At 69.1% G+C, this 24,361-nt stretch carries 19 protein-coding genes; 11 read left to right on the forward strand and 8 right to left on the reverse strand.

Going from position 1 to position 24,361, the window contains the following annotated elements:
• Window positions 1–257: 257 nt before the first annotated feature.
• The 7 genes from OEJ36_RS29800 to OEJ36_RS29830 all read right to left on the reverse strand — a co-directional run bounded on the left by OEJ36_RS29800 (window position 258) and on the right by OEJ36_RS29830 (window position 8,744).
• Window positions 258–2,075, reverse strand: coding sequence for an ABC transporter ATP-binding protein (locus tag OEJ36_RS29800; protein WP_263404576.1), 1,818 nt, complete (start codon window positions 2,073–2,075; stop codon window positions 258–260).
• Complete coding sequence (locus OEJ36_RS29805; protein ID WP_263404577.1) at window positions 2,072–2,914, reverse strand: ABC transporter permease; 843 nt, start codon at window positions 2,912–2,914, stop codon at window positions 2,072–2,074. Before OEJ36_RS29805 ends, OEJ36_RS29800 begins: the two co-directional genes overlap by 4 nt.
• A 10-nt stretch (window positions 2,915–2,924) precedes the next feature.
• The gene (locus OEJ36_RS29810; protein WP_263404578.1) at window positions 2,925–4,004 is read right to left on the reverse strand and encodes an ABC transporter permease; all 1,080 of its coding nucleotides are present in this window, start codon (window positions 4,002–4,004) and stop codon (window positions 2,925–2,927) included.
• Window positions 3,997–5,583 (reverse strand): ABC transporter substrate-binding protein, encoded by a 1,587-nt coding sequence (locus OEJ36_RS29815; RefSeq protein WP_263404579.1) that lies wholly within the window; start codon window positions 5,581–5,583, stop codon window positions 3,997–3,999. The genes OEJ36_RS29810 and OEJ36_RS29815 overlap by 8 nt, the downstream gene beginning before the upstream one ends.
• An 81-nt stretch (window positions 5,584–5,664) precedes the next feature.
• Window positions 5,665–6,852: an LLM class flavin-dependent oxidoreductase gene (locus OEJ36_RS29820; RefSeq protein WP_021220649.1), complete on the reverse strand. Its 1,188-nt coding sequence runs from the start codon at window positions 6,850–6,852 to the stop codon at window positions 5,665–5,667.
• A gap of 85 nt (window positions 6,853–6,937) precedes the next feature.
• Window positions 6,938–7,666 carry a class II aldolase/adducin family protein gene (locus OEJ36_RS29825; protein WP_263404580.1) on the reverse strand — a complete coding sequence of 243 codons (729 nt, stop codon included), beginning with the start codon at window positions 7,664–7,666 and terminating at the stop codon, window positions 6,938–6,940.
• A gap of 16 nt (window positions 7,667–7,682) precedes the next feature.
• Window positions 7,683–8,744 carry an ABC transporter substrate-binding protein gene (locus tag OEJ36_RS29830; RefSeq protein WP_263404581.1) on the reverse strand — a complete coding sequence of 354 codons (1,062 nt, stop codon included), beginning with the start codon at window positions 8,742–8,744 and terminating at the stop codon, window positions 7,683–7,685.
• A gap of 371 nt (window positions 8,745–9,115) precedes the next feature.
• On the opposite strand from OEJ36_RS29830, the gene OEJ36_RS29835 reads away from it, so the two are divergent.
• The 7 genes from OEJ36_RS29835 (at window position 9,116) to OEJ36_RS29865 (ending at window position 17,185) form a co-directional block, all read left to right on the forward strand.
• Window positions 9,116–10,372: an acyl-CoA dehydrogenase family protein gene (locus tag OEJ36_RS29835; protein ID WP_263404582.1), complete on the forward strand. Its 1,257-nt coding sequence runs from the start codon at window positions 9,116–9,118 to the stop codon at window positions 10,370–10,372.
• 76 nt (window positions 10,373–10,448) lie between these two features.
• Entirely contained in the window at window positions 10,449–11,780 is a 1,332-nt protein-coding gene (locus tag OEJ36_RS29840; RefSeq protein WP_263404583.1) for a metal-dependent hydrolase family protein, read from the forward strand.
• Between the two features lie 71 nt (window positions 11,781–11,851).
• Window positions 11,852–13,618: an ABC transporter ATP-binding protein gene (locus OEJ36_RS29845; protein WP_263404584.1), complete on the forward strand. Its 1,767-nt coding sequence runs from the start codon at window positions 11,852–11,854 to the stop codon at window positions 13,616–13,618.
• The gene (locus OEJ36_RS29850) at window positions 13,611–15,485 is read left to right on the forward strand and encodes an ABC transporter ATP-binding protein (RefSeq protein WP_263404585.1); all 1,875 of its coding nucleotides are present in this window, start codon (window positions 13,611–13,613) and stop codon (window positions 15,483–15,485) included. Before OEJ36_RS29845 ends, OEJ36_RS29850 begins: the two co-directional genes overlap by 8 nt.
• A 450-nt stretch (window positions 15,486–15,935) precedes the next feature.
• Window positions 15,936–16,262: a type II toxin-antitoxin system RelE/ParE family toxin gene (locus OEJ36_RS29855; protein ID WP_317891611.1), complete on the forward strand. Its 327-nt coding sequence runs from the start codon at window positions 15,936–15,938 to the stop codon at window positions 16,260–16,262.
• On the forward strand, window positions 16,259–16,540 hold the full coding sequence (locus OEJ36_RS29860) for a helix-turn-helix domain-containing protein (RefSeq protein WP_021220656.1): 282 nt from the start codon (window positions 16,259–16,261) through the stop codon (window positions 16,538–16,540). The genes OEJ36_RS29855 and OEJ36_RS29860 overlap by 4 nt, the downstream gene beginning before the upstream one ends.
• Window positions 16,541–16,804: 264 nt before the next feature.
• The gene (locus OEJ36_RS29865) at window positions 16,805–17,185 is read left to right on the forward strand and encodes an FxLYD domain-containing protein (protein WP_263404587.1); all 381 of its coding nucleotides are present in this window, start codon (window positions 16,805–16,807) and stop codon (window positions 17,183–17,185) included.
• Between the two features lie 20 nt (window positions 17,186–17,205).
• On the opposite strand, the gene OEJ36_RS29870 is transcribed toward OEJ36_RS29865, so the two are convergent.
• On the reverse strand, window positions 17,206–17,949 hold the full coding sequence (locus OEJ36_RS29870; protein WP_263404588.1) for a class II aldolase/adducin family protein: 744 nt from the start codon (window positions 17,947–17,949) through the stop codon (window positions 17,206–17,208).
• Window positions 17,950–18,320: 371 nt separating this feature from the next.
• Between OEJ36_RS29870 and OEJ36_RS29875 the strand changes: the two genes are divergently transcribed.
• The 4 genes from OEJ36_RS29875 to OEJ36_RS29890 all read left to right on the forward strand — a co-directional run bounded on the left by OEJ36_RS29875 (window position 18,321) and on the right by OEJ36_RS29890 (window position 24,220).
• Window positions 18,321–19,481, forward strand: coding sequence for an LLM class flavin-dependent oxidoreductase (locus OEJ36_RS29875; RefSeq protein WP_263404589.1), 1,161 nt, complete (start codon window positions 18,321–18,323; stop codon window positions 19,479–19,481).
• 13 nt (window positions 19,482–19,494) lie between these two features.
• Window positions 19,495–20,541 (forward strand): ABC transporter substrate-binding protein, encoded by a 1,047-nt coding sequence (locus OEJ36_RS29880; RefSeq protein ID WP_263404590.1) that lies wholly within the window; start codon window positions 19,495–19,497, stop codon window positions 20,539–20,541.
• Window positions 20,542–20,576: 35 nt separating this feature from the next.
• Entirely contained in the window at window positions 20,577–21,635 is a 1,059-nt protein-coding gene (locus OEJ36_RS29885; protein ID WP_021220661.1) for an ABC transporter substrate-binding protein, read from the forward strand.
• Between the two features lie 326 nt (window positions 21,636–21,961).
• Window positions 21,962–24,220, forward strand: coding sequence for a TonB-dependent receptor (locus OEJ36_RS29890; RefSeq protein WP_263404591.1), 2,259 nt, complete (start codon window positions 21,962–21,964; stop codon window positions 24,218–24,220).
• Window positions 24,221–24,361 lie beyond the last annotated feature (141 nt).

Here is a 24,361-nt window from a genome sequence, read left to right on the forward strand (position 1 = left end):
ACCTTTCTTCGTCCAGCGCATCGCCACGTGGTGCGCACGGGCTTTCGTAGGATGGTGTAGAGCGAAGCGAAACCCATGCGGTGGAGGTGGCACGAACTCTTGGGCGCCCGGAAATGGCCGTGCTTGAGCGCTTGCATTAAAACCACAACAGCTAACGCAAACAGAGCCATTGAAATTGCCCCTACATTCCGCCATGCAACGCCCCGACGCCCCATCGCGGATTAATCCGCTCCCACGACCCACCCGCACCCCGGGCCTCAGCCCGGGACGAACAGGCTCGGCGAATGCGCCACGAGGGTGCGGGTGTATTCGGTGCGCGGCTGGTCGAGCACCGCGTCCACGGCGCCTTCCTCGATCACCCGGCCCCGGTGCAACACCACCACGCGGTCGGCGATGGCGCGGACCACGCCGAGGTCGTGGGTGACGAAGAGCAGGGTCAGCCCGTCCGCCTGCAGCTCGCGCAACAGGGCGAGGATCGAGGCCTGCACCGACACGTCCAGCGCCGAGGTGATCTCGTCGCAGATCAGCAGCTTCGGCTGGCACACCAGGGCACGGGCGATGGCCACGCGCTGGCGTTCGCCGCCAGACAGGCTGTGGGGATGGAGGTCCGCCACCGAAGGCGGCAACGACACCCGCGCCAGCACCGCCTCGATGCGCGCGCGGCAGGCTTCGCCGCGCAGGCCGAAGAAGTGCTCCAGGGGCGCGGCCAGGGTCTCGCCCACGCTGTGGCGCGGGTTCAGCGCGCGGTAAGGGTTTTGGAAGATGTACTGCACCTGGTGGCGCAGCGCCGTGGAGCGGTTGCGTGCGCGCAGGTCCAGCGGCTCGCCGGCGTAGTGCACCTCGCCCTGGGCGTTCTCGCCCAGGCCGGCCAGGGCACGGGCCAGGCTGGTCTTGCCGGAGCCGGACTCGCCCACCAGCGCCAGGCACTCGCCCCGCGCCAGTTGCAGCGACACATCGAACAGCACCTGGCGGTCGTAGGCCACGTTCAGCCCCTGCACCTCCAGCAGCAGCGGCCGCGCCTCCAGCGCACCCGCAGCCAGCGGCGCCTCCTCGACCAGCGCCAGGGGCTCGCGATGGGGCTCCAGGCAGGCCACCCGCTGCACCGGGTCGAGGCCGCGCAGGGGCGGCTCGGCCCGCTCGCAGGCGCTTTGCCGACGCGGGCAGCGCGCAGCGAAGGCACAGCCCTGGGGCCGCTGCCCCGGTGCCGGCGCGTGGCCGGGAATGGCCCGCAGCGCCAGGCGCCGGGCCACATCCGGAATCGCCGCCAGCAGCCCCAGGCTGTAGGGGTGCGCCGGCCGCTCGAACAAGCGCTCACGGGGCGCCGCCTCGACGATGCGCCCCGCGTACATCACCACCACCCGGTCCACCAGGTCCTTGATCACCGCCAGGTCGTGGGAGACGTAGACCGCCGCCACGCCCTGGCGTTTGCACAAGCGCCGCAGGGTTTCGAGGATGTGCGCCTGGGTGGCCACGTCCAGCGCCGTGGTCGGCTCGTCGAGCACCACCAGTTTCGGCCGCAGGACGAAGGCCAGGGCCAGCAACACCCGCTGCTGTTGGCCGCCGGACAACTGATGGGGGAAGCGCCGGAGGAACTCGGCATCATCCGGCAAACCCACATCGCGCAGGGTCTCGCCCAGGCGCTGCTGCTGCGCATCCGCCGGCAAGCGCTCGTGGGCGGCCAGGGTCTCGCCCAGCAGCGCACCGATGCGCAGCGCCGGATTCAGCGCCGTAGCCGGGTCCTGGGGCACGTAGCCGATCAGCCCGCCACGGGCACGGCGCAGCGCCTCGCCACGCAGCTCCAGCAATGAATGCCCGGCCACTTCCACCCGCCCGGAGGCGATGCGCGCACCGCGCCGGGCATGGCCCAGCAGCGCGGTGGCCAGGGTGGTCTTGCCGGAACCGGACTCGCCCACGAGGCCGAGAATCTCCCCCGGCGCCAGACTGAAGGAAATGCCCTCCACCACATCGGCGCCGCTGGCCAGCTCCACCCGCAACTCGCTGACCCGCAGCGCCGGCGCCAAGGGCTCGGCCAGGGGCAGCACCGGTTCCACCTGCAGTTCGGCCAGGGCGCTCATGGCTGCTTCTCGCCGATCTGCGCACTGCTGCGGCCGATGCCCTCGGCGAGGATGTTGGTGCCATAGGCGAACACCGCGATCAGCAGCGCCGGCACCAGCACCGCCCAGGGCTGGATCAGCAGGCCCGCCTGGTTCTCGTTGATCATCAGCCCCCAGTCGGCGGCCGGGGGCGCCACGCCGTAACCGAGGAAGCTGAGGCCGGAAAGAATGCCCACGCCCCAGGTCAGCATGTTGCCGAAGTGCACCAGCAGCGGCGTGAGGATGTTCGGCAGGATCTCGCGGAAGAGGATGCGCGAGCGCGAGTAGCCCATCATCTCCGCCGCCTCGACGAACTCCTGCCCCGCCACCGCCACCGTGCTGCCACGGGCCAGGCGCACCACGCTGGGGATGAAGGCAATGGCCACGGTGATCACGATCAGCCAGCTCTGGCGGCCGAGCATGGAGACGATCAGCAGCACCAGGATCAGATCCGGGAAGGCCAGCGCCACATCGGTGGCCCACATGATCGCCTGGTCCAGCCGACGCCGGGAAAAGCCCGCCAGCAAGCCCAGCGCACTGCCCACGGCCAGGGCCAGGAAGGCCGCCGCGAGGGACATCCACAGCACCGAAAGACCGCCGGCCAGCAGGCGCGAGAGCACGTCGTGGCCGAGAAAGTCATGGCCCAGCGGCGCGGCGGCACTGGGCGCGCCGTACACCGGCCCGACCATGTCGGTGGGCGCGTGGGGCGCCAGCAGCGGGCCGAGCAGCGCCAGGGCGAACACCAGCGCCGTCACCACCGCGCCCTTGCGGGTCTGGGGTTCGCGCAGCAGGCGGCGCCAGGAGGAAGAAGTCGCGGTCATGGAAGGGTCCTCACGGCGCCTTGGCCGGTTGCCGCCGCCACCAGGGCAGGATGCCGCGGCGGTTGCGCTGGATCATCCGCACGCGGCGCGCGGTGCGGAGTTTCGGGGTGAGCAGCACGGTGAGCAGGTCGGCCAGCAGGTTGATCAGCACCACGCCCAGGGTGGTGACCAGGACGATGGCCTGGATCAGCGGCAGGTCGCGCATCTGGATCGCCGAGTTGAGCGTGGTGCCGATGCCGGGGTAGCTGAAGATCACCTCCGCCAGCAGCGCGCCGCCCACCAGCACGCGCAGGGTCAGGGCCACGCCCTGGATCGCCGGCACCAGCGCGTTGGGCAGCGTGTGGCGCCAGACGATGCGCCGCTCGGGGATGCCGCGCAGGCGCGCGGCGATCACGTAGTCGGATTCCAGCGCCTCGATCATCGAGGCCCGCACCATGCGCGCCAGGTAGGGCAAGGCGGACAGGCCCAGGGCGAACACCGGCAGCACCAGGTACTCCAGCTGCGCCAGCAGCGGCCGCTCCGGGTCGAGGATCGACACCGCCGGCAGCAGGCTCACCTGGGGCATGGAGAACAGCAGCACCAGGGCGATGGCCAGGAGGAAGCCCGGCGTCGCCTTGAGCAGGATCAGCGCCGACAGGCCCCAACGGTCCAGGCGGCTGTCGCGGCGCAGTGCCAGGGTCACGCCCAGCAGCAACGCCAGGGGCACCACCCAGGCGAACACCCCGGCGATCAGCGCCAGGGTATTGCCGAAGCGCGCCCCGAGGATTTCGCTCACCGGCGCGCTGGAGTCCAGCGAGCGGCCCAGGTCGCCCTGCAGGGCATTGCCCAGCCAGCGCAGGTACTGCTCGAGGATCGGCCGGTCCAGCCCCAGCTGGCGCTGCAGGGTGAGGATGCTCTCCAGCGGCGCGTCGGGGCCGAGGATCACCCGCGCCGGGTCCGACGGCAGCGCCTGGGTGGCGATGAACACCACCAGGGTGATCACCCAAGCGGTGAGCAGGCCGGCGCCAAGGCGGCCGATGAACCACGACAGCCAGGCCGGCGCGCGACGGCGGTGCTGGCGCGGGGCGCAATGGGCGAGGGGCTCAGACATCGGCGAGCCACAGGCTGTCGAAGCGCCAGGAGGCGAAGGTGGTCTGCTCCGGCGTCAGGCCGCCGACCCGCACCGAGGCGGCGTCGAGCACATCACTGAAGCCCCAGATCAGCAGGCCGCCGCGTTCGTGCTGGATGGCCTGGGCCTCGTGCACCAGCGCCTTGCGCTGTTCCAGGTCCGGCTGCGCCAGGGCCTGCAGGAACAGTTCGCTGAAGCGTGGGTCGCGGAAGTTGCTGCGGTTGTAGATGGCCGTCGGTGCATCGTTGTGCAGGGCCGAGGCGAGGAAGCCACGGGCCGGCGTCGAGCCCGGCGACAGCAGCCAGTTCTCCCGCTGCGGGCCGTTGAACACCGAGCCGTCCACCTGGGTCACCTTGACCTCGACGCCGGCCTTACGCGCCTGCTGGGCGAACACCAGCGCGGCGTTGGCGCCGGCGCCCGGGGTGGTGGTCAGCTCCACCTGCAGGTTCTCCTGCCCGGCCTGGCGCAGCAGCGAACGGGCCTGTTCGGGGTCGTGGGGGCGCTGGGCGATGCCGTGGTTGTAGGTGGGATCGTGGGGCGAATAGAGGTCGTTGGCCACCCGGCCGAAACCGTTCAGCGCCCGCGCCACCAGCTCCTCGCGGTCCGCCAGCAGGCGCAGGGCCTGGCGCACCCGCACATCGTCGAAGGGCGCCTTGGCGACATTGATGTTAAAGCCGGTGAAGGCGGTGCTCGGCGAGGCGAACAGCTGCAGGCGCGGGTCGGCCTTGAGCAGCGCGCTGTGCTCGGCCTGCACGCCGCTGGCCACGTCTATCTGCCCGGCACGCAGGGCCGCCGCGCGGGATACCTGGTCCTTGAATTCGATGATCTCCAGCTCGTCGGCGTAGGGCTGGCCGGGCTTGTAGTAGTTCTCGAAGCGCGTGTAGAGCGAGCGCTGCCCGGGCACGAACTTCTTCAGCCGGTAAGGGCCGGCGCCCACGGGGTTGGTCACCGGGTCGTAATCGGTGGGGACGATGCCGCCGAAGCTGATCAGGGTCTCGTCCAGGGGGTAGAAGCTCTGGCCTTCCTTGAAGCGGATCTCGATGGTGCGCGCATCCAGCTTGCGCACCGCATTGCGGTCGATGGCCCCCACCAGCCCGGCGAAGGGCGAGGCCAGTTGCGGGTCGGTGAGGCGCAGGATGGAGAAGACCATGTCATCGGCGCTGATGGTCTTGCCGTGGTGGAACTCCAGGCCCGGCTGGATGCGGATGGTCCAGGCACTGGCATCGGCATTGGGTTCGGCGAACTCGGCCAGGGCCAGGCGCGTGCTGACGTCCGGGTTCCATTCCCAGAACTTGGCGTACAGCGCCCAGCCGCGGATGATGCCGCCGCCCACCGGCTTGTGGGCATCGAGGTTGCCGGCCTGGTCGCCGTCGATGATGCCCACCCGCAGGCGCCCGCCGTGCACCGGCTCGCCGGGCACGATCAACCCCGCCGAGGGGGCCGGTGCCCCGCCGTCGCAGCCGGCCAGCAGCCCGCCGCCCAACAGCAGGCCGCCGCCCAGGGCCGCGCTGCCGCCGAGGAAATGCCGGCGGGAGAGTTCACGCTTGATCCAGGATTCCATTGCTCGTCGCACTCCGTTTGTCACGTGCTATGCGTTGCCGGTTCGGCGGCCCCCGCCGGTACGCGGGGGCGCCGGGTTGCATCAGGCCAGCGCCGCCTTCGGCGCCCGTGCGGTCACGCCCAGTTGCGGCACTTCGAAGCCGTGGTCCAGGTCCAGCAGCGGGAACAGCAGGTCGGCCACGCGCTGGGCCTCGTCGATCAGCGGGAAGCCCGAGAGGATGAAGGCCGAGGTGCCATGGCGCTCGTACTCGCGGATGCGCTCCGCCACCTGCTCGGCGCTGCCCACCAGGTAGGTGCCGGCGGCCGGGCCGAGGATGTTGAAGCCGAACAGGCTGGGGCCGACCCACACGTTGGGGTAGATCTCCAGGTCGCGGGCCTTGGGCAGGCGCCCGGCGCGGATGCTCTCCAGGTTGCGCTGGATCTGCGGGTCGTCGCTGACGAAGCTGTCCAGGGTCTCGCCGGGCGGCAGCTGGCGCAGGATGGCGTTGCGCGCGGTCTCGATGGAGGTGCGCTGCAGCAGCTTCTCGGCATGGGCCCAAGCCTCTTCCTCGGTCTCGCGGACGATCACCTGCAGGCGCGTGCCGAAGGTCAGCTCGCGACCGATCTTCGCCGCCTCGGCGGCCACCTTGGCGAACTTCTCGCCCAGCTTCGGCGGGGTGTTGGCGAAGCTCAGGTAGACGTCCAGCAACTGCACCGAATGGGCCACGCCCGGGCCGGAAGTACCGGCGCCCCAGAGCGGGATGCCCGGTTTCTGCTTCGGCGGGTGCCAGCCGCCCAGCGGGTGGCTGGCGGCCCCCGGCTGGCGCGGTGCGAGCTTGACGTAGCGGCCGTCGTAACCCGCGGTCTCGCCGGCGTAGATGCTCTGGAAGGCACGCCAGTATTCCAGGCTGAAGTCGTAGCGCTCGTCATGCCCGTAGTGGATGCCGTAGGTGGCCAGGCTGGCGTCGTTGCCATTGACCACGTTGAACAGCAGGCGGCCGTTGGAGAACTGGTCGAAGGTCAGCGCCCACTTCGCCAGCACCGCCGGCGACAGCTCGCCCGGGTGCTGGGCGACGAGGAAGCGCAGGCGCTCGGTGGCGTCGATCAGCGCGGCGGAAACCGCCAGGCTCTCGTTTGGGCTGGAGCCCAGCAGGGAGCCGTAGTAGCCGAGGCGATCGGCGGTCACGGCGATCTGCTTGAGGTGTTGGAAATCACTCTTCCAGCGGCCTTCGGCTTCCCAGGGATAGGGGCCATCGGGGGTGGTGAGGTACCAGAGAATCTTCACAGCCATGTTCGGTGTCCTTGAACGGATTGAGGGGGCGCACGCAGCGGCACGGGTGGCGGCCGGGGCTCTCGCACGGAGCCTTGGAATGGATTCAGCGGCGGTCGATGGCGGGCACCAGGCCCAGCTCGGTGGCCTTGTCGTACAGGCCGCTCATCTTCCATTGCTGGGTCAGCACGCCCGGCCCGTAGGCACGGGAGCCGCCGATGGCTTCGGCGAGCAGCTGCAGCTGCGCGCCCTCCTCCAGCAGCAGGATGAATTCGGCGGTGGCGCGCAGGCCCTGCTTGCCCCACACGGTGGAGCCGCCGTTGGCCTCGAGGATGGCCGGCGTGTAGGGGTTCTCGGCGATGCGCTCGAGGATGAAATCCACTTCCTGCTGGCGGCGGTCGATGTACACCGGCAGCTCGCGGGCCAGCTGGTAGCGCTGCACCGGCACGTAGTGGAACGGCAGGCTGCGCTGGGTCTGCGCCCAGGCGCCGAGGTAGGGCGTATGCACGTGGGACACGGTGGTGATGTCGGCGTGCTGCTGGAACAGCTTGGTGTAGCGCCCGGCACCGCCACGGCCATGGCCGAACACCACGTTGCCGGCGAAGTCGGTGACCACCGCCTGCAACGGCTTGCGGTGGTTCCAGGGGCCCGGGTAGTTGACCGAGACCAGCAGCTCCTGCCCCGGCACCCGTTCGATGAAGCCGACGGTGCCGTTGGCGGTGATGGTGCCGGTCTCGCGGTACACGGCGAAGGCTTCGCCGGCTTCGAGAACGACGTTGTCGACGAAGGCGCGCAGCTCGTCGCTGATGTGCTGCTCGTTAACCAGGATGGTCATGTGCGGAATCTCCGGATCAGGCGCGGCGCTGGGCCAGCAGTTCGTGGGCGGCTTGCAGGGGACGGGCGTCGACCCAGTCGGCGATGTCGAAATCGCGCTCGAGGAAGCCGTGCAGGTTGAGGAAGTTCTTCTGGATGCCGAGGAATTCCAGGCGCTGGGCGGAGAGGTCCGGTGCCAGGGTGGTGTGGAAATCACCGCGGTAGGCTTCGGCCACGCCCTCGCGGCCGGCACGGGTTTCCACTTCGAGAATGGCGTACAGGTCGTCGCGGTTGTCGGCGGCCCATTCGGCGGCGCGCAGGGTCTGGGCGAGGAAGCGCACCACCAGGTCGAAATGGTCGTCGAGCAGCTCCTGGTGCACGGTGATCGGCCGGGGCGTGCCGTTGTTGACGCGATGACGCGGGTCCACCAGGTCGAGGTCGACACCCACCACCAGGCCCAGGCGGCGGGCCGCATCGGCAGCGGCGGCGCCCTTGACGTAGACGGCGTCCAGCTCGCCACGGGCCAGGGGTTCGAGGCCCGACCAGAGGCGTTGCAGGCCCTCCTCCGGGGTGCGCGCGGCGGCCTGGTCCAGCAACGGCACCTCAACCAGCTGCACGTCATCGAAGCCCAGCCCGGCCAGGGCCAGGGCGCCCTTGTAGCCGTGCAGGCTCATGGCCCGGGCGATGCTGCCGGGGCGGCTGTCACCCCAGGCCGGCAGCGCCAGGCGCTTGCCCTTGAGATCGGCGGGGCTGCGGATGCCCGAGTCGGGGCGGACCAGGATAGTCTGCCACTCCTCGATCCAGGTCAGGCCGATCAGGCGGCTCGGCGCCCCGGCGGCGCGGGCGGCCAGGGCCGGCACGTTGCCGCCCTCGCGGAAGAGCCCGGGCAGCTCGTGGTCGTAATGGTGGCGGCCGAGCTGGCGGGCCTCCTGCAGGGTGGACACCGGCAGGCCGTCGGCGGCGAATTCCTCGGTCAGCCAACCGAGCTTGTAGGCGATGCCGGAAGCGGTGGGCACCGGGCAACGGGTGAACCAGATCTGTTCCAGCGGGGCCTTCCCGGTGAAGGTCGGCTGCGCAGGGGCGGTGGCGGCTAGGGTCATGGGGCGCTCCATTCAAACGAGTCATGGCGGCCGGAACAGGCCGTTTGCCCTGCCATCGCAATGCCCGTGCCAATGCCCGCAAGCCCCATGCTCCGTGGCCTGCAGCGGAGCGCATGGAAAACCCGGCCGCCGTTCTGCTGGCCAGCCAGCAGGGTTGCGCGGCGATTGCTGCCTGCCGAGCAACCGCCCCCGCGCCGCTGCTGCCCCAGCAGCAACAGCCCGCCCGGGTGCGCCCCCGCTCATCCCCTGCAGGCCGCGCCGCGCAAGGCCTCGGCGGCCGTTGGAAAACCTCTGGCATAGAACCTGCTCAAGCCCCCACAGCGCCCGGCACAGGCCTGGCATCGCGACGTTTGAATCCACAGAGGTGAACCATGAGTACGGCCGAACGCAATTTCGCCACGGAGCAGCCGCACGCGGCGGTGAACATCCTGCGCAGCGAGGCGGATGCCATCGCGGTGGCGAAGGAAGTGGCCAGGGAGATCGCCGAGATCGCCGCCGACAGCTCGCAGAACCGCGAGCTGCCCAGGCGCCAGGCGCAACTGCTGTCCGACAGCGGGCTCACCGCCATCGGCGTGCCCAAGGCCTTCGGCGGCCTGGGCGCCTCGGTGGAAACCATCGTCGAGACGGTGCGCCTGATCTCCGTGGCCGACGGCGGTGTCGGCCAGCTGCTGCAGATCCACAACGTGATGCTGCGCGGCATCTTCAACGGCTACCCGGACGAGGTGCGCGACCGCCTGGTGGCCGACGTGCTGGCCGGCAAGCGCTTCGGCAATGCCCTGGCCGAAGTCGGTGGCAAGAACAAGTTCGCCCTCAAGACCCGCGTCGAGCGCCGCGCCGACGGCAAGCTGATCCTCAACGGCAGCAAGTTCTACTCCACCGGCTCCTACCTGGCCGAGTGGATCTCCCTCACCGCCGGCTCCGACGACGGCGGCGTGGGCGTGCTGCTCAACCGCGACACCCCCGGCCTGACCCTGGTGGACGACTGGGACGCCTTCGGCCAGAACAACTCGGTCAGCGGCACGGTGATCTTCGACAACATCGAACTGGACGAGCGCTTCGTCTCCCGCCGCCAGGGCCCGATGAAGCGCACCGGGCTGACCTTCCCGCAGATCCTCCACGCCGCCATCGACACCGGCATCGCCGCCGGCGCGCTGCAGGCCGGCGTGCACTACCTCAACCACCATTCCCGCCCCTGGGTGGAAAGCGGCGTCGAGCGCGCCAACGAAGAGCCGCACATCATCCGCCAGATCGGCGAATACGCCGTGGCCCTGCGCGCCGCCGAATCCCTGCTGCGCGATGCCGCGCGGGTGTTCGACCAGCACGAGCACGACCCGGACAACAAGGAACTGCAGGACGAGCTGATCCTCTCGGTGGCCACCGCCCGTGCCCACTCCGACGGTGCCTCGCTGAAGATCTCCAGCGACATCTTCTCGCTGCTCGGCGCCAGCGCCTCGCTGACCAAGTGGAACCTCGACCGCTTCTGGCGCAATGCGCGGGTGCACACCACCCACGACCCGATCCGCTGGCGCCTGCACCACGTCGGCAACTACTACCTCAACGGCATCGACCCGGGCGAATACACCGCCATCCTCAACGCCAAGCAGAGCGAAGGCGCCACCACGCGCTGAACCTCACCCACCCGCGTTCCATTTCCCGGCGCCCTGTTCATGCCAGGGCGTGCGGGCTTTTTCATGGATATCGAAAATGACGCCCATCACCCGCATCCTCCGCCAGGGCAACCGCCTGGCCCTCGCCTCCGGCACCGCCCTGCTGCTCGGCGCCGCCCCCTTCGCCCTCGCCGCCGAAGCGCCCAAGGCCGCCGCCCCCGCGCAACCGCCGCAGCTGGTCGCCCTCAAGGCCGCACGGCTGATCGACGTCACCAGCGGCAAGGTGGTCAAGAACCCGGTGGTGCTCATCGAAGGCGAGAAGATCAAGGCCGTCGGCCCGGACGTCGTCATCCCCGCCGAGGCCCGCATCGTCGACCTCGGCACCAGCACCCTGCTGCCGGGGCTGATCGACTCCCACGTGCACCTCGGCGGCTTCGGCCCGCGCTTCGGCACCGCCCGTGGCGCCCTGGCCGGCGCCAAGCAGGCGCTGGACACCCTCAAGGCCGGCTTCACCACCCTGCGCAACATGGGCGGCCGCGCCTTCACCGGCATCGCCCTGCGCGACGCCATCAACGAAGGCGACATCCCCGGCCCGCGCATCTACGACGCAGGCACCCTGCTCACCACCACCGGCGGCCACTGCTCCGGCCAGCCCACCACCCCCGAGGACGACAAGGACGGCGCCGGCGTGGCCAACGGCGCGGACGCCTTCGAGCGCAAGGTGCGTCAGCAATTCAAGTACGGCGCCGACTTCATCAAGGTGTGCATCACCGGCGGCTTCATGAGCGGCACCGACCCGCGCGTCACCCAGTTCAGCGAAGAGGAATTGAAAGCCGTGATCGACACCGCCCACCGCTACCGCAAGAAGGTCGCGGTGCACGCCCACGGTGCCGACGGCATCCGCCTGGCCGCGCAGCTGGGCGCCGACACCATCGAGCACGCCTCCCTGGTGGACGACGAGGGCCTCAAGCTGCTCAAGCAGAAGAACCTGCCCATCGTGCCCACCCTGGCCATCGGCGGCCTGGCCCTGGACCACGCCATCGAGGCCGGCGCCAGCCCCTACACCCTGGCGATCCTCAAGCAGACCGGCATCATCCACCGGCAGAACATCGCCAAGGCGATCAAGGCCGGCATCCCGATCATCTACGGCACCGATGCGCCCATCACCCCACACGGCACCAATGCGGTGGAATTCCACTACCTGGTGGAGGCCGGCCTCACGCCCCTGCAGGCCATCCAGGCCGCCACCATCACCCCGGCCAAGTGGCTGGAAGCCAGCGACAGCATCGGCAGCATCGAAGCCGGCCGCTACGCCGACATCATCGCCGTCAAGGACGACCCCCTCGCCGACATCAAGGTGCTGGAGAAGGTGCAGTGGGTGATGAAGGGCGGGGTGATCTACAAGGACGAGCTGCAAGGCAACCCGTAACCCCACCCGTGCACACACGCGTCGGGGCGCCCCCGCCCCAACGCCTCCCCCTTCGACCACGAGCCCCACCGATGCCCCACCGTCACCCCCTGCTCCGCTGTCTGGCCATCTACCGCGAGATGCCCTGGCGCTTCGCCCTCACCGCGCTGCTGTTCATCGCCGTCAACCTGGGCCTGGCCTGGCAGCAATGGCTGGTGGGGCACGCGGTCAACGACGTCAGCGCCGGCAACGCCGTGGTGCGCCAGGCCGACGGCAGCCTCGACGCCTCCCTGGGCTGGTACTGGTTCGCCCTGATCGTCGGCGTGGCCCTGGGCCGGGGCGTGCTGCAATACGCCGCCGGCGTGCTCTCCCTGGTGCTCAGCCAGGAGCTGCTGACGCGCCTGCGCGAACGCATCCTCGGCCAGGTCCAGGGCCTGCACCTGGGCTACCACTGGCAACACGGCATGGGCGAGATGATCACCCGCACCACCCGCGATGCCGACAAGGTGCGCGACGCGCTGATCAGCTTCTGGCGCCAACTGGTGGAAACCCCGCTGGTGGTGCTCGCCGCCGTCGGCCTGCTGTGCTGGTACCACCCCTTGCTGGGCCTGGTGCCGCTGCTGCTCACTGCGCTGGGGCTGGCCATCTTCGTGGTGCAGACCGAGCGCCTGGTCAGCCTCGACCGCGCCGTGGGCGCCGCCTATGACCGCGTCGCCCAGGACCTCAGCGAAGGTATCGGCGGCGTCCGCGTGATCAAATCCTTCGCCCTGGAAGCCAGCCGCATCCAGGGCTTCGCCAGCCAGGTCGGCCTGTTCGCCGACCACGCCCGCAGCGCCCTCGCCTACGCCGCCTCGCGCATTCCCCTGCCCCAGGCGGTGGTCGCCCTGGGCCATGTGTGGATCCTGGTCTACGGCGCCCACCTGGTGGCCGACGGGCGCATCGGCATCGGCGAGCTGGTCACCTCGCTGCTGATCGCCACCACCCTGGTGTTCCGCATCGAAGGCATCGGCCGGGTCATGCAGACCTTCGCCGACGCCCGTTCCTCCGCCGAACGCATCTGGCAGTTGCTCGACGAACAGCCGGCCATCCGCAGCGGCCAGGCGCCCCTGCCCGACGGCCCGCTGGGGCTGAGGCTCGAAGAGGTCGGCGTCAGCGCCGCCGAGGGTGGCCGCGAAATCCTCCGCGCCTGCTCGCTGCGCATCGAGCCCGGCGAAACCGTCGCCCTGGTCGGCGCCACCGGCACCGGCAAGAGCCTGCTGGCCAGCCTGCTGCCGCGCCTGGTGGACGTCAGCGCCGGGCGCCTGCTGCTGGGCTCCGACGCCGCCGGCTGGCAGGACGTGCGCCAGCTCGACCTGGCCCAGCTGCGCCGCCGCGTGCACGTGGTGCCCCAGGAAAGCTTCCTGTTCTCCGACACCCTCGCCGCCAACCTGCGCCTGGCCGCCCCCGGGGCCGACGATGCCGAACTGCTCCAGGCCCTGCACAGGGCCGCCGCCGACGACGTGCTGGAGCGCCTGCCCCGGGGCCTGGACACGCCCCTGGGCGACCGTGGCGTGACCCTCTCCGGCGGCCAGCGCCAGCGCCTCAACCTGGCCCGCGCGCTGCTCGGCCAGCCGGACATCCTCTGCCTCGACGACGCCACCAGCGCCCTCGACGCCATCAGCGAACGCCGCGTGCTGGGCAATATCCGCGCACTGCGCGGCACCACCCTGCTGGTCATCTCCAGCCGGCTCTCCACCATCCTCCTGGCCGACCGCGTGCTGCTGCTCGACCAGGGTGCCATCGCCGACGCCGGCACCCACGCCGAGCTGCTGCAACGCAATCCCATCTACCGCGACCTGCTGGGGATCGACCATGGCTAACCCGCTACCGGGCAAGGCGCTCTCGGATATCGAGATCGAGGAAATGCTCGCCCGCAAGGCGCTGGACCGCAGCATGCTGCACCGCCTGCTGCCGCTGCTGCGGCCGATACGCGGCGCCATCCTCACGGTCATCGCCCTGGAGGTGGTGCTGGTGTTCACCGTGTTCCTGCGGCCGCTGTTCGTGCGCGAGCTGCTGGACCACGGCCTGGTGCCGCAGGGCGACCACTGGCTGCTCGACGAGCGCCTGGTGGCGCTGCTCGGCCTGGGCCTGGCGGCCAGCTGGCTGGGGCGCTTCCTGCTCGCGGGGATTTCCCAGTTCATCGCCGGCAGCGCCGCCATCCGCGTGCTCAACGACCTGCGCGTGCGCGTGTTCGCCCACGTCCAGGCGCTGAGCGTCGGCTACTTCGACCGGACCAAGGCTGGGCGCATCATCTCCCGCGCCGACCGCGACGTGGACAGCCTCGAACCGCTGCTGATCCAGGGCCCGCCGGAACTGCTCGGCGCCCTGCTGCGCTGCGCCGTGGCCGGGGTGCTGCTGTGGCTGATCTCGCCGCTGTTCTTCCTCGCCCTGGTGGGCACCGTGCCGTTGCTGTTCGCCGCCACCTGGGCGTTCAAGCGCATCTCCCAGCGCAACTGGGCACGGGTGGCGGAGAACCGCAGCCGCTTCACCGCGCACCTGGTGGAAAGCGTCAGCGGCGCGCGGATGATCCAGCAATGCGTGCAGGAAGCCCCCAACCGCGCGCGCTACCGGCGCCTGCTGCTGGACTTCAACCAGGCGCTGATCCGCGGCAGCCTGCGCTCCGGCTGGTTCGCCCCCTTCACCGCGCTGCTCTCCGCCGGCGGCATGGCCGCACTGTTGCTGGTGGGCGGCCACGGCCTGGCCAACGGCACGGTGAGCGTCGGCCAGGTGGCGGAAAGCCTGTTCTACGTGATGATGTTCCTCGGCCCGCTGCAGGAGCTGTCGGACCTCTTCGAGCGCTACGCCACCGGCTCCGCCTCGGCCCAGCGCATCTTCCTGCTGCTCGACACCCAACCCGAAATCACCGACCGCCACGCGCCCCAGGCCCTGCCCGAGGCCCGTGGCGAGGTGCGTTTCGACGCCGTGCGCTTCGCCTACGACCCCAAGGCCGCGCAACCGGTGATCAAGGATCTGGACCTGCACATCCACGCCGGCGAGGTGCTGGCCATCGTCGGCCCCTCGGGCCACGGCAAGAGCACCCTGGTGCAACTGCTCACGCGCTTCTACGACGTGCAGGGCGGCAGCGTACGCATCGACGGCGTGGACGTGCGCGACGTCGCCCAGCACCAGTTGCGCCGCCGTGTCGCCGTGGTGCTGCAGGACAACGTGCTGTTCAGCGGCAGCATCCTCGACAACCTGCGCCTGGCCGCCCCCGGCGCCAGCGACGACGAACTGATCGCCGCCGCCCGCGAACTGGGCGCCGACGAGGTGCTGGAGCGCCTGCCCCACCAGTACCACAGCGAAGTCGGCCCCCTCGGCGCACAGCTCAGCCACGGCCAGCGCCAGCTGGTGTGCCTGGTGCGCGCCTACCTCGCCGACCCGGCGGTGCTGGTCCTCGACGAAGCCACCTCGGCGGTGGACGTGCACACCGAACGCCGCATCCAGCGCGCCCTGCGCCGCCTCTGCGAAGGCCGCACGGCGATCATCATCGCCCACCGACTGGCCACCATCCGCGACGCCGACCGTATCGCCGTGATCCGCAACGGCCAGCTCGTCGAACTCGGCCCCCACAGCCAGCTCATCGAGCAGAACGGCGCCTACGCCGCCCTCTACCAGACCTACCTGCGCAGCGCCGAAACCAGCGCCTCCATCGACACCATCCTGGAAAAAGCCGGCGCGGAGGGGTGATGCACGCCAGGCAACACACAGCCCGTGGGAGCGGTTTCAACCGCGAAGAGATTCGCGAATGAATTCGCTCCCACGGCCCCTCTCCAAGGCCTCGCGGTGGCACGCCCGTAGGGTGGATGACGCTCTTTTCATCCACCAGCGGAGCAGCCGGCAAGCACGAAAGGTGGACCGATAAAGCGGGGTCCACCCTACGCGGCTGGCAGCTCGGCGAAGGCCTCACGAGCGGATTCGCCCGCCCCCCAGAAGCGGGCGAATGAATTCGCCCCTACGTAGCGACAGCAGGCCGGATCATGCTCCGCGCCTACGCTCACCCGCCGCTCCGAACATCCTCACAGCCCTTCCGCCTTGCGGCCCTACACGCTCCAGCGGTACTTCGTCGTGTTGGCGCCGGAGGAGCCGGGTGCAAGGCTAGGCCTCCGGAAATATATCCAAACCAGTATATTTTCGATGATGAAACCACTACGCTTTCTGGGCGATGCCTTGAAGTGCCTGCGCGGCTTTCCCAGTGCGGCAAAACAGGACGCTGGCTACCAGTTGGACAGGCTGCAACGCGGTTGCATGCCGATGGATTTCAAGCCGATGCCAAGCATCGGTGCCGGCGTGGAAGAGATACGGATCAGGGACGAGTCCGGAGCCTACCGGGTGATCTACACCACCCGGGTGGCCGATGCCATCTGGGTTCTGCATGCCTTCCAGAAGAAGACCCAGGCCACACCCAAGCGCGACATCGAACTGGCCAAGGCCCGTTACCAGGAACTGATGCGAGGTTTGAAATGAGCGAGATCGCAAGCTTCGACAGCGTATGGGATGCCATCGCTGACACGCCCGAACAGGCAGCCAACCTGCAGGCACGCGCCGAGCTGATGCAGCAGATCGCGGCCCTCATCGAAGAGAACGGCTGGAAACAGGCGGAAGCCGCAGCTCGCTGCGGTGTGACCCAACCTCGGATCAACGACCTGCTGCGCGGGCGCATCTCGCGCTTCTCCCTGGATGCCTTGGTGAACATCGCCACCGCCCTGGGGCGACGGGTTCACCTCACTCTTGGCGTGGCCTGAGCCAGGCGAACGGGGCCATTGGCACAGCCCCGTCTCCGCCACCTCGCGGTGGCACGCCCGTAGGGTGGATGACGCTCTTTTCATCCACCAGCGGAGCAGCCGGCAAGCACGAAAGGTGGACCGATAAAACGGGGTCCACCCTACGCTGCCGGCACATCCGTGGGTCGCCGCCGTAAGCCTCGGATTACGTGGCGCCGAGCGGTAGTCGACAAGGATTTTGCGCCGATGTATCAACGGCAGGTTAAGGCCTTCGAGTCGTTCGCCATGTTGCGTAAATCCTGCCTCGCCCTGCTGGCCCTCGTTCCGCTGTGCGCCCTCGCCGATGACGTCAAGGTGCGCAACCTCGCCCTTACCCGTTCCGGGCACGACAGCTACATCAACGGCACCGCCGCCAATACCTCGGAGAAGTCCTTCTCCACCGTCACGGTGGTGTTCGACATCTACCAGGGCGACAAGCTGGTGGACACCGAGACCTTCCGTGCCAAGGGCATCGAGGGTGGCCAGGCGTGGCGCTTCTCGGTGCCGGTGAAGGCGCGCAAATTCGACAGCTACAAGGTGCGCACGGTGCTCATCGACACCGAGTTCAGCGAGTCCATCGGTGCCGCCACCGTCGCGCCCGCAACGCCCACGGTGCCCGCGCAGTAACGGGCACCGCGCCGCCCGCGTCAGGCCACCTCGCCCAGCAGCTTCTGCCCCTCGGCCCAGAGGCCGGTCATCTTCCATTGCTGCTCCAGCACGCCGGGGCCGAACTCCTTGGAGCCGCCGAGGTTTTCCGCCAGTGCCTGGAAGTAGGCGCCCTCTTCCACCAGCAGGACCAGCTTGGCCACCTGGAGGATGCCGGTGCCCCAGAAGGTCGCCCCGCCGTTGGCCTCCAGCAGCCCCGGCGTATGCGGGTTGACCTTGATGGCGTCGACGATGAAGGCCGGCTCCGGCTGGCGGCGGTCGATGTACACCGGCAGCTCGCGGGCCAGGGTCACCCGTTGCGAGGCGGCGTAGCGCAGCGGCAGCACGCGGTGGGTGCCGGCCCAGCCACCCAGGTAGGGCGTGTGCACGTGGATCACCACATTCACCTCGGCGCGCTCGCGCAGCACCTGGGCGTAGCGCTTGCCGCTGCCGGCCTCGCGGCTTTCGCTCAGGGTCTGGGCGCGGCCCAGGGTCTCGTCGAGGTGGACCACGCCGTCGTAGCTGACCACCGAGGCGCGGATGCCCGGCTCGTCGTCCCAGGGCGAGGGCGCGCGCAGGGCGATCACCAGGTCGGTGCCGGGGACCCGCAGGTAGGCCTGCAGGGTGTTGGTGGCGGTCAGGGTGCGGGTCTCCTGGAGCACGCGGAAGGCCTTGGCGAAATCGCGCTTGGCCTGCTCCACCTGTTCGAGGATGGCGTTTCCGAGGGTGGTGCTGGTCTGGGTCATGGTGTTGTCCGTCCTTCAAGGGGTCTTGCAACGAAGCTCCGTTGCCGCCGCGGTGTGCGGTTGCAGCGATGCAGAGCAGGACTTGTGCCGACTCCTTCAACCCCTTGAAACACAAGGCCTGGCGGCAGCGGCCAGGCCATCCGCCGGCCCACTGCGGGCGATTCTGTTGCGCCCCCAACAGCCGGCTGCTGGCGGGGTGTTGCTGGAGACGCACCCCAGCGCACCACACCCTCGCCCGACGCCCACGCAGCCCTTGCCACGCCTGGCGTACAGGCCCGCCGGCAGGCCGTGGCATGGCGGTTGCACTCGCTCCTTCCCAGCGTGGCTCGCCGGCCCCGGCGGGAACCACGGCCATCTCATCAGGAGCGAATATGAGCACTGAATTCTTCTGGCGCCTGCCGCTGGGCACCGACGGACCGCAGCTGTCCACCGACAAGCACAACCGTGGCAGCCACGCGCACCGCCCGGGCAACATCGCCCCCGGCCGCCTGCCCAACGGCGAGCCCGACGGTTTCGGCTACATCGACTACATCGCCCAGGTGGCCAAGGCCGCCGAGCTGGCCGGTTTCGAAGGCGCCCTGCTGCCCACCGGCCCCGAGCCGTGGGTGGTGGCCTCGGCCCTGGCGCGGGAGACCCGTCGCATCAAGTTCCTCATCGCCTTCCAGGCCACCTGGACCCTGCCCGCCTACGCCGCGCAGCAGGCGGCCATCCTGCAGAACCTCAGCCGCGGCCGCCTGGAGTGGAACATCATCACCGGCGGCAACCCGGCCAGCCAGCGCGCCAATGGCGACTTCCTCGAACACGACCTGCGCTACAAGCGCACCGGCGAGTTCCTCGACATCATCCAGGGCCTCTGGGAGAACGAACGCTTCTCCTACGACGGCGACATCTACCAGCTGGAGAACGGCGCGCTGCCGCCCGGCCTGCATGACGAGCGCAAGCCCGGCGTGTACTTCTCCGGCTTCTCCGACGCCGCCCTGGAAGTGGCCGCGCGCCACGCCGACGTCTACCTCAACTGGGCCGAGCCGGTGGACAAGCTCAAGCCACACATCGAGCGCGTGCGCGAGCTGGCCGACAAGCAGGGCCGCACCGTGCGCTTCGGCCTGCGCGTGGACCTCTTCGCCCGCGAGACCGAGGAAGCCGCCTGGCGCGACCTGCGTGCCCAGTTCGACCGCCTCGAAGGCAAGCCCAGCTCCCTGGTGAAGAACTTCACCAGCGGCTCCGACTCGGTGGGCGGCGCGCGCCAGACCGCCTACCACCAGAACATCGACCGTTTCGACGACCTGATCCTCGGCCCCAACCTCTGGGCCGGCTTCGCCAAGGCCAAGCCCGGCCCGACCGTGGGCCTGGTGGGCAGCCACGAAAACATCGCCGAACGCCTGGTGGAATACCGCGACGCCGGCTTCTCCACCTTCATCCTCGCCGGCAACCCGCACCTGGAAGAAGCCCTGCGCATCGGCCAGGAAGTGCTGCCGCTGGTGCACCAGCGCAGCGCCGCCAGCCCCGCCGCCACCCTCAAGCAAAGTGCCTGACCGGAGCCCTACCATGAGCCAACTGGACACCCTCTGGTACACCCGCTGCCCGGTTCCCACCGGGCTCGGCATCGCCGTGCAGAAAGGCTGGCTGGAGCAGACCCTGGCCAGCCAGGGCACGCGCATCCAGTCCCTGCGCGAATCCACCGAGCAGGCGGTGCGCGAGTCGCACTTCGACCACAGCCTGCAGAACTCGGTACGCCACGGCGGCAACATCCCGGCGATCTGGGCGCGCTCCCAGGGCCGCGACACCCGCGTCATCGGCCTGTCCTGGGCGGACGAGGTGCAGCTGATTCTCACCCGCCCGGACAGCGGCATCAAAAGCGTCAAGGACCTCAAGGGTCGCCGCTTCGGCCTGCCCGACTGGCACGGCGCACAGATCGACTTCACCCGCGCCCAGGCCCTGCGCGGCCTGGAAAACGCCCTGCGCCTGGAGGGCCTGGAAGTGGCCGACGTGGAGCGCGTCGACTACCGCTACGGCGGCACCTTCAGTGACGAGCCGGTGCAGGCGGTGGCCGGCACCCCGGTGAGTTCGCGGCGTGCCGAAGGGCGCAACGCCGAGCTGGTGGGCCTGCTGCGCGGCGAGGTGGACGCCATCTTCCTCAAGGGCGCCAGTGCCGCCCAGCTGGCCCATGACTTCGGCCTGCGCACGGTGATCGACACCGGTTCGCACCCCGAGCCGCTGGTGCGCTCGAACAACGGCACGCCGCGCACCCTGACCGTCGACGCCCACCTGCTGGAGCAGCACCCGCAAGCCGCCGCCGGCATCCTCGACGCGGTACTGCGCGCCGAGGAATGGGCCCACGCCCACCCCGACGACACCCGCCGCTACCTCGCCCGCGAAACCAACAGCAGCGAGTACTGGGTGACCGTGGCCTATGGCGAGGACGCCCACCGCCGCCTGCGCACCGAACTGGACGAACAGGCCATCGCCGCGCTGCAGGACTTCACCGCCTTCCTGCACCGCTGGGGCTTCATCCCGCAGCTGTTCGACGTGCGTGACTGGATCGATACCCGACCGCTGGATTCCCTGCGCGCAGCCACTGCGCTGGCAGGCTGATCGGCCGGGCTCTACTGACCTCAACCGAGCCACTTATGAGCAAGCCACTCGACACCCTCTGGTACACCCACAGCCCGGTCCCCACCGGGCTCGGCATCGCGGTGCAGTCCGGCCGCCTGGCCGAGGCCTTCCGCCCCTTCGGCACCAGCATCCAGTCGCTGCGCGAATCCAGCGAGCGCGAGGTGCGCGAAGCCCATTACGACCACCACCTGCCCAACTCGGTACGCCACGGCGGCAACATCCCGGCCATCTGGGCCTACGCCAGCGGCGTGCAGACCCGCGTCGTCGGGCTGTCCTGGAGCGACGAGGTGCAGCTGATCCTGACCACGCCGGAATCCGGGGTGAACAGCATCCGCGACCTGAAGAACCGCCGCTTCGGCCTGCCCAAGTGGGCCAACGTGCAGATCGACTTCACCCGCGCCCAGGCCCTGCGCGGCCTGGAGAACGCCCTGCGCCTGGAAGGCCTCTCCGTGCAGGACGTCGAGCTGGTGGACTATCCCTACGGCGGCACCTACAGCGACGAGCAGAAGCACCACCTGCATGGCGCCGAAGTCAGCCTCGGGGTGGACCGCGTCAAACGCCGCAACAACGAGCTGATCGGCCTGCTGCGCGGCGACATCGACGCCATCTTCCTCAAGGGCGCCCACGCCGCCCACCTGGCCAACGAGTTCGGCCTGCAGGTGGTGGTGGACACCGGCTCGCACCCCGACCCGCTGATCCGCTCCAACAACGGCACGCCGCGTACCCTGACCGTCGACACCCACCTGCTGCACGAGCACTTCGATGCCTCGGTGCGCATCGTCGACACCGTGCTGCGCACCGAGCAATGGGCCTGGGCCAACCCGGACGAGACCCGGCGCTTCCTCGCCCGCGAACTCAACACCAGCGAGTACTGGGTCGCCGCCGCCTACGGCGAGGATGCCCACCGGCGCCTGCGCACCACCCTCGACGAACGCTCGATCGCCGCGCTGCAGGACTTCACCGATTTCCTCCACCGCTGGGACTTCATCCCGCGCCGTTTCGACGTGCGCGACTGGATCGATTTCAGCGTACTGGAGAAGGTCATCGGCTCCACCTCGCGGGTCGCCGTATAAGGCTGCTGCCCGGGCAGCAATGCCCGGGCGACTGCTTCCCCAGCAGCAACTTCCCAGCAACTTCCTGCTGCCGACAACGCACACTTTCCAGCCCCTCTCCCGGCCCTCGATTCGGCCAACTCCCACGCGCCCTTAGTTGTTACAAATCCGCGCCAAAAAAAACATTAAAATCCTTTATAAACAGTAATTTGCGAATTTAACGAAATAACCGTTCCGCCCAACAAAAGACTGGCACGACTCCTGCTCTCACCCTCTTGGCTTATTCATGGCACGCCTTGCGACCGCCCACTTGGCGACCCGTGCCTTACATATAAAGGGGAGAGAACATGCACACACCCAATCCGATTACCCGAGGCATCTGGCTGGCCTTGTTGCTGGCCGCCAGCGGCTCGCTGGTGGCCGCCGAACAGACCGATGCGAAGAAGGCCGAAGCGGCCGCCAAGGCCCAGCCGACCACCGCGCTGAAGACGGTCACCGTCACCGCCCAGCACCGTGAAGAAACCCTGCAGGAGACGCCCACCACCGTCTCCGCCATCAATGGCACCAACATCACCACCGACGGCGTGCGCGCCATCGGCGACATCACCACCTTCGTGCCCAACGCCGCGGCCAAGAACCCCGACGGCGACGGCCGCCCGCGCTGGTACATCCGTGGCCTGGGCACCGGCGACACCGGCGCCGCCACCGTATTCCCGGTGGGCATCTACGCCGACGACGTCTACCTCAACGCCCCCATCGCCGGCGGCGGCCCGCTCTACGACCTGGAGCGCATCGAAATCCTCCGTGGCCCCCAGGGCACCCTGTACGGCAAGAACACCACCGCCGGTGCGGTGAACATCATTTCCAAGAAGCCCGATTTCGACACCGACGGCTACGGCACCATCGGTTTCGGCAGCAAGAACGAACGCATCCTCAACGGCGCCATCGGCGGCGCCCTGGTGGACGAGCGCCTGGCGGCGCGGGTGGCGGTCTACTCCGAGGAGCGCGACGGCTTCACCAAGAACCTCAGCAACGACCACACCTACGGTGACGTCAACAAGAAGGCCGTGCGCCTGCAGTTCCTAGCCCAGCTGACCCCGGACCTGGAAGCCCTGTGGAAGATCCACAGCCGCGAGCACAAGGGCGACGGCAGCAACGGCTCGCTGCCGGTGGGCCGCTACTACAACGTCGGCTACGTGCGCCCCCATGGCAGCAAGATCCAGCTCAACGTCGACGAGGACGCCAAGCTCGACCACGACGGCACCTCGCTGACCTTCAACTGGGACCTGGGCGGCTACACACTCACCTCCATCACCGCCTATGACTACATCCGCAACCAGAGCGTCAGCGACGCCGACTACACGCCCTACGAGGTCAACGGCGTCAGCGACGTCGACAACGAGTACAACCAGTACAGCCAGGAATTCCGCATCGCCTCCCCCCAGGAGGACGCCCTGCGCTGGCTCGCCGGCAGCCACTACTTCCACGAGAAACTCGACAGCGACGCCCTGCGCTACGTGCGCCCCGGCACGCTGCCCAACGGCACCGGCAGCAACCAGACCGGCACCGTCTCCCGCGACCTGGCCTACACCCACAAGACCGACAGCATCGCCCTGTTCGGCAACCTCACCTATGACTTCACCGAAAAATTCAGCGTGACCGGCGGCCTGCGCTGGACCAAGGAGAAGAAGGACATCGACCTGGCCCTGACCCAGCTCCTGGCCAGCGGCGCGCCCATCGCCGGCGCCGACAACAACGGCACCAGCGAGAAGGACAAGACCTGGGACGCCTGGACCTACGACCTGACCCCGGAATACCGCATCAACGACAACCTGCGGGTGTTCTTCCGCTACGCCCACGGCTTCCGCTCCGGCGGCTTCAACACCGGCCTGTCCCAGGGGCTCTCCGGCCTCACCACCGTTGACCCGGAAGAACTGGACTCCTACGAGCTGGGGCTGAAGTCGGAGTGGCTGGACGGCCGCCTCACCGCCAACGCCAACGTCTTCTACTACGACTACTCCGACATCCAGGTGAACCTGCTCACCGTCAGCAACGGCGTGCTCACCACCGCCCTGACCAACGGCGCCGCCGGTGAGGTCAAGGGCGCGGAACTGGAAATCGAGGCCCAGCCCACCGAGTTCCTGCACCTGCGTGCCGCCCTCTCCCACCTGGACACCGAGTACACCGACTTCAAGAACGTCAACCCGCAAACCGGCGTGGTCACCGCCGACTACAGCGGCAACCGCTTCGTGCGCTCGCCGGAACAGGTGGTCTCCCTGGGCGCCGACTACACCATCCCGCTGGAAATCGGCGGCAAGCTGGTGGCCGGCGGCGACGTCAGCTACCGCGGCAAGGAATACTTCCTGGCCGACCGCCAGAGCAGCGTCGACAGCACCCTGAGCCAGCCCCACTACACCCTGGCCAACGCCCGCCTGACCTGGTTCAACCACGACGAGAAGATCAGCGTCACCGGCTTCGTCAACAACCTCACCGACCGTCGCTACCAGGTCCACGGCCGCCCCAACGGCGCCGTCGGCAGCGGCCAGTACGTGATCACCTACGGCGACCCGCGCACCGTCGGCGTCAGCCTCACCACCCGCTTCTGATCCCCACCGCCACCCCCACGCGGGAGCCCGAGCGATCGGCCTCCCGCGTTTTCATTCCAATGCTCCTGGGGAGCGAATCCCTTGGTTCTGTCTGCGTTAGCTGTTGTGGTTTTAATGCAAGCGCTCAAGCACGGCTATTTC

It is taken from the genome of Pseudomonas sp. PDM13, assembly GCF_025685765.1.
Lineage (GTDB): Bacteria > Pseudomonadota > Gammaproteobacteria > Pseudomonadales > Pseudomonadaceae > Metapseudomonas > Metapseudomonas solani.

Excerpts from the sequence above, each read along its gene's own strand:
- OEJ36_RS29875 (WP_263404589.1), top strand. The coding sequence starts at position 18,321 with ATGAGCACTGAATTCTTCTGGCGCCTGCCGCTGGGCACCGACGGACCG.
- OEJ36_RS29850 (WP_263404585.1), top strand. The coding sequence starts at position 13,611 with ATGGCTAACCCGCTACCGGGCAAGGCGCTCTCGGATATCGAGATCGAG.
- OEJ36_RS29815 (WP_263404579.1), bottom strand. The coding sequence starts at position 5,583 with ATGGAATCCTGGATCAAGCGTGAACTCTCCCGCCGGCATTTCCTCGGC.
- OEJ36_RS29810 (WP_263404578.1), bottom strand. The coding sequence starts at position 4,004 with ATGTCTGAGCCCCTCGCCCATTGCGCCCCGCGCCAGCACCGCCGTCGC.
- OEJ36_RS29830 (WP_263404581.1), bottom strand. The coding sequence starts at position 8,744 with ATGACCCTAGCCGCCACCGCCCCTGCGCAGCCGACCTTCACCGGGAAG.
- OEJ36_RS29835 (WP_263404582.1), top strand. The coding sequence starts at position 9,116 with ATGAGTACGGCCGAACGCAATTTCGCCACGGAGCAGCCGCACGCGGCG.
- OEJ36_RS29820 (WP_021220649.1), bottom strand. The coding sequence starts at position 6,852 with ATGGCTGTGAAGATTCTCTGGTACCTCACCACCCCCGATGGCCCCTAT.
- OEJ36_RS29805 (WP_263404577.1), bottom strand. The coding sequence starts at position 2,914 with ATGACCGCGACTTCTTCCTCCTGGCGCCGCCTGCTGCGCGAACCCCAG.
- OEJ36_RS29865 (WP_263404587.1), top strand. The coding sequence starts at position 16,805 with ATGTTGCGTAAATCCTGCCTCGCCCTGCTGGCCCTCGTTCCGCTGTGC.
- OEJ36_RS29825 (WP_263404580.1), bottom strand. The coding sequence starts at position 7,666 with ATGACCATCCTGGTTAACGAGCAGCACATCAGCGACGAGCTGCGCGCC.
- OEJ36_RS29870 (WP_263404588.1), bottom strand. The coding sequence starts at position 17,949 with ATGACCCAGACCAGCACCACCCTCGGAAACGCCATCCTCGAACAGGTG.
- OEJ36_RS29890 (WP_263404591.1), top strand. The coding sequence starts at position 21,962 with ATGCACACACCCAATCCGATTACCCGAGGCATCTGGCTGGCCTTGTTG.
- OEJ36_RS29880 (WP_263404590.1), top strand. The coding sequence starts at position 19,495 with ATGAGCCAACTGGACACCCTCTGGTACACCCGCTGCCCGGTTCCCACC.
- OEJ36_RS29860 (WP_021220656.1), top strand. The coding sequence starts at position 16,259 with ATGAGCGAGATCGCAAGCTTCGACAGCGTATGGGATGCCATCGCTGAC.
- OEJ36_RS29855 (WP_317891611.1), top strand. The coding sequence starts at position 15,936 with ATGAAACCACTACGCTTTCTGGGCGATGCCTTGAAGTGCCTGCGCGGC.
- OEJ36_RS29885 (WP_021220661.1), top strand. The coding sequence starts at position 20,577 with ATGAGCAAGCCACTCGACACCCTCTGGTACACCCACAGCCCGGTCCCC.
- OEJ36_RS29800 (WP_263404576.1), bottom strand. The coding sequence starts at position 2,075 with ATGAGCGCCCTGGCCGAACTGCAGGTGGAACCGGTGCTGCCCCTGGCC.
- OEJ36_RS29845 (WP_263404584.1), top strand. The coding sequence starts at position 11,852 with ATGCCCCACCGTCACCCCCTGCTCCGCTGTCTGGCCATCTACCGCGAG.
- OEJ36_RS29840 (WP_263404583.1), top strand. The coding sequence starts at position 10,449 with ATGACGCCCATCACCCGCATCCTCCGCCAGGGCAACCGCCTGGCCCTC.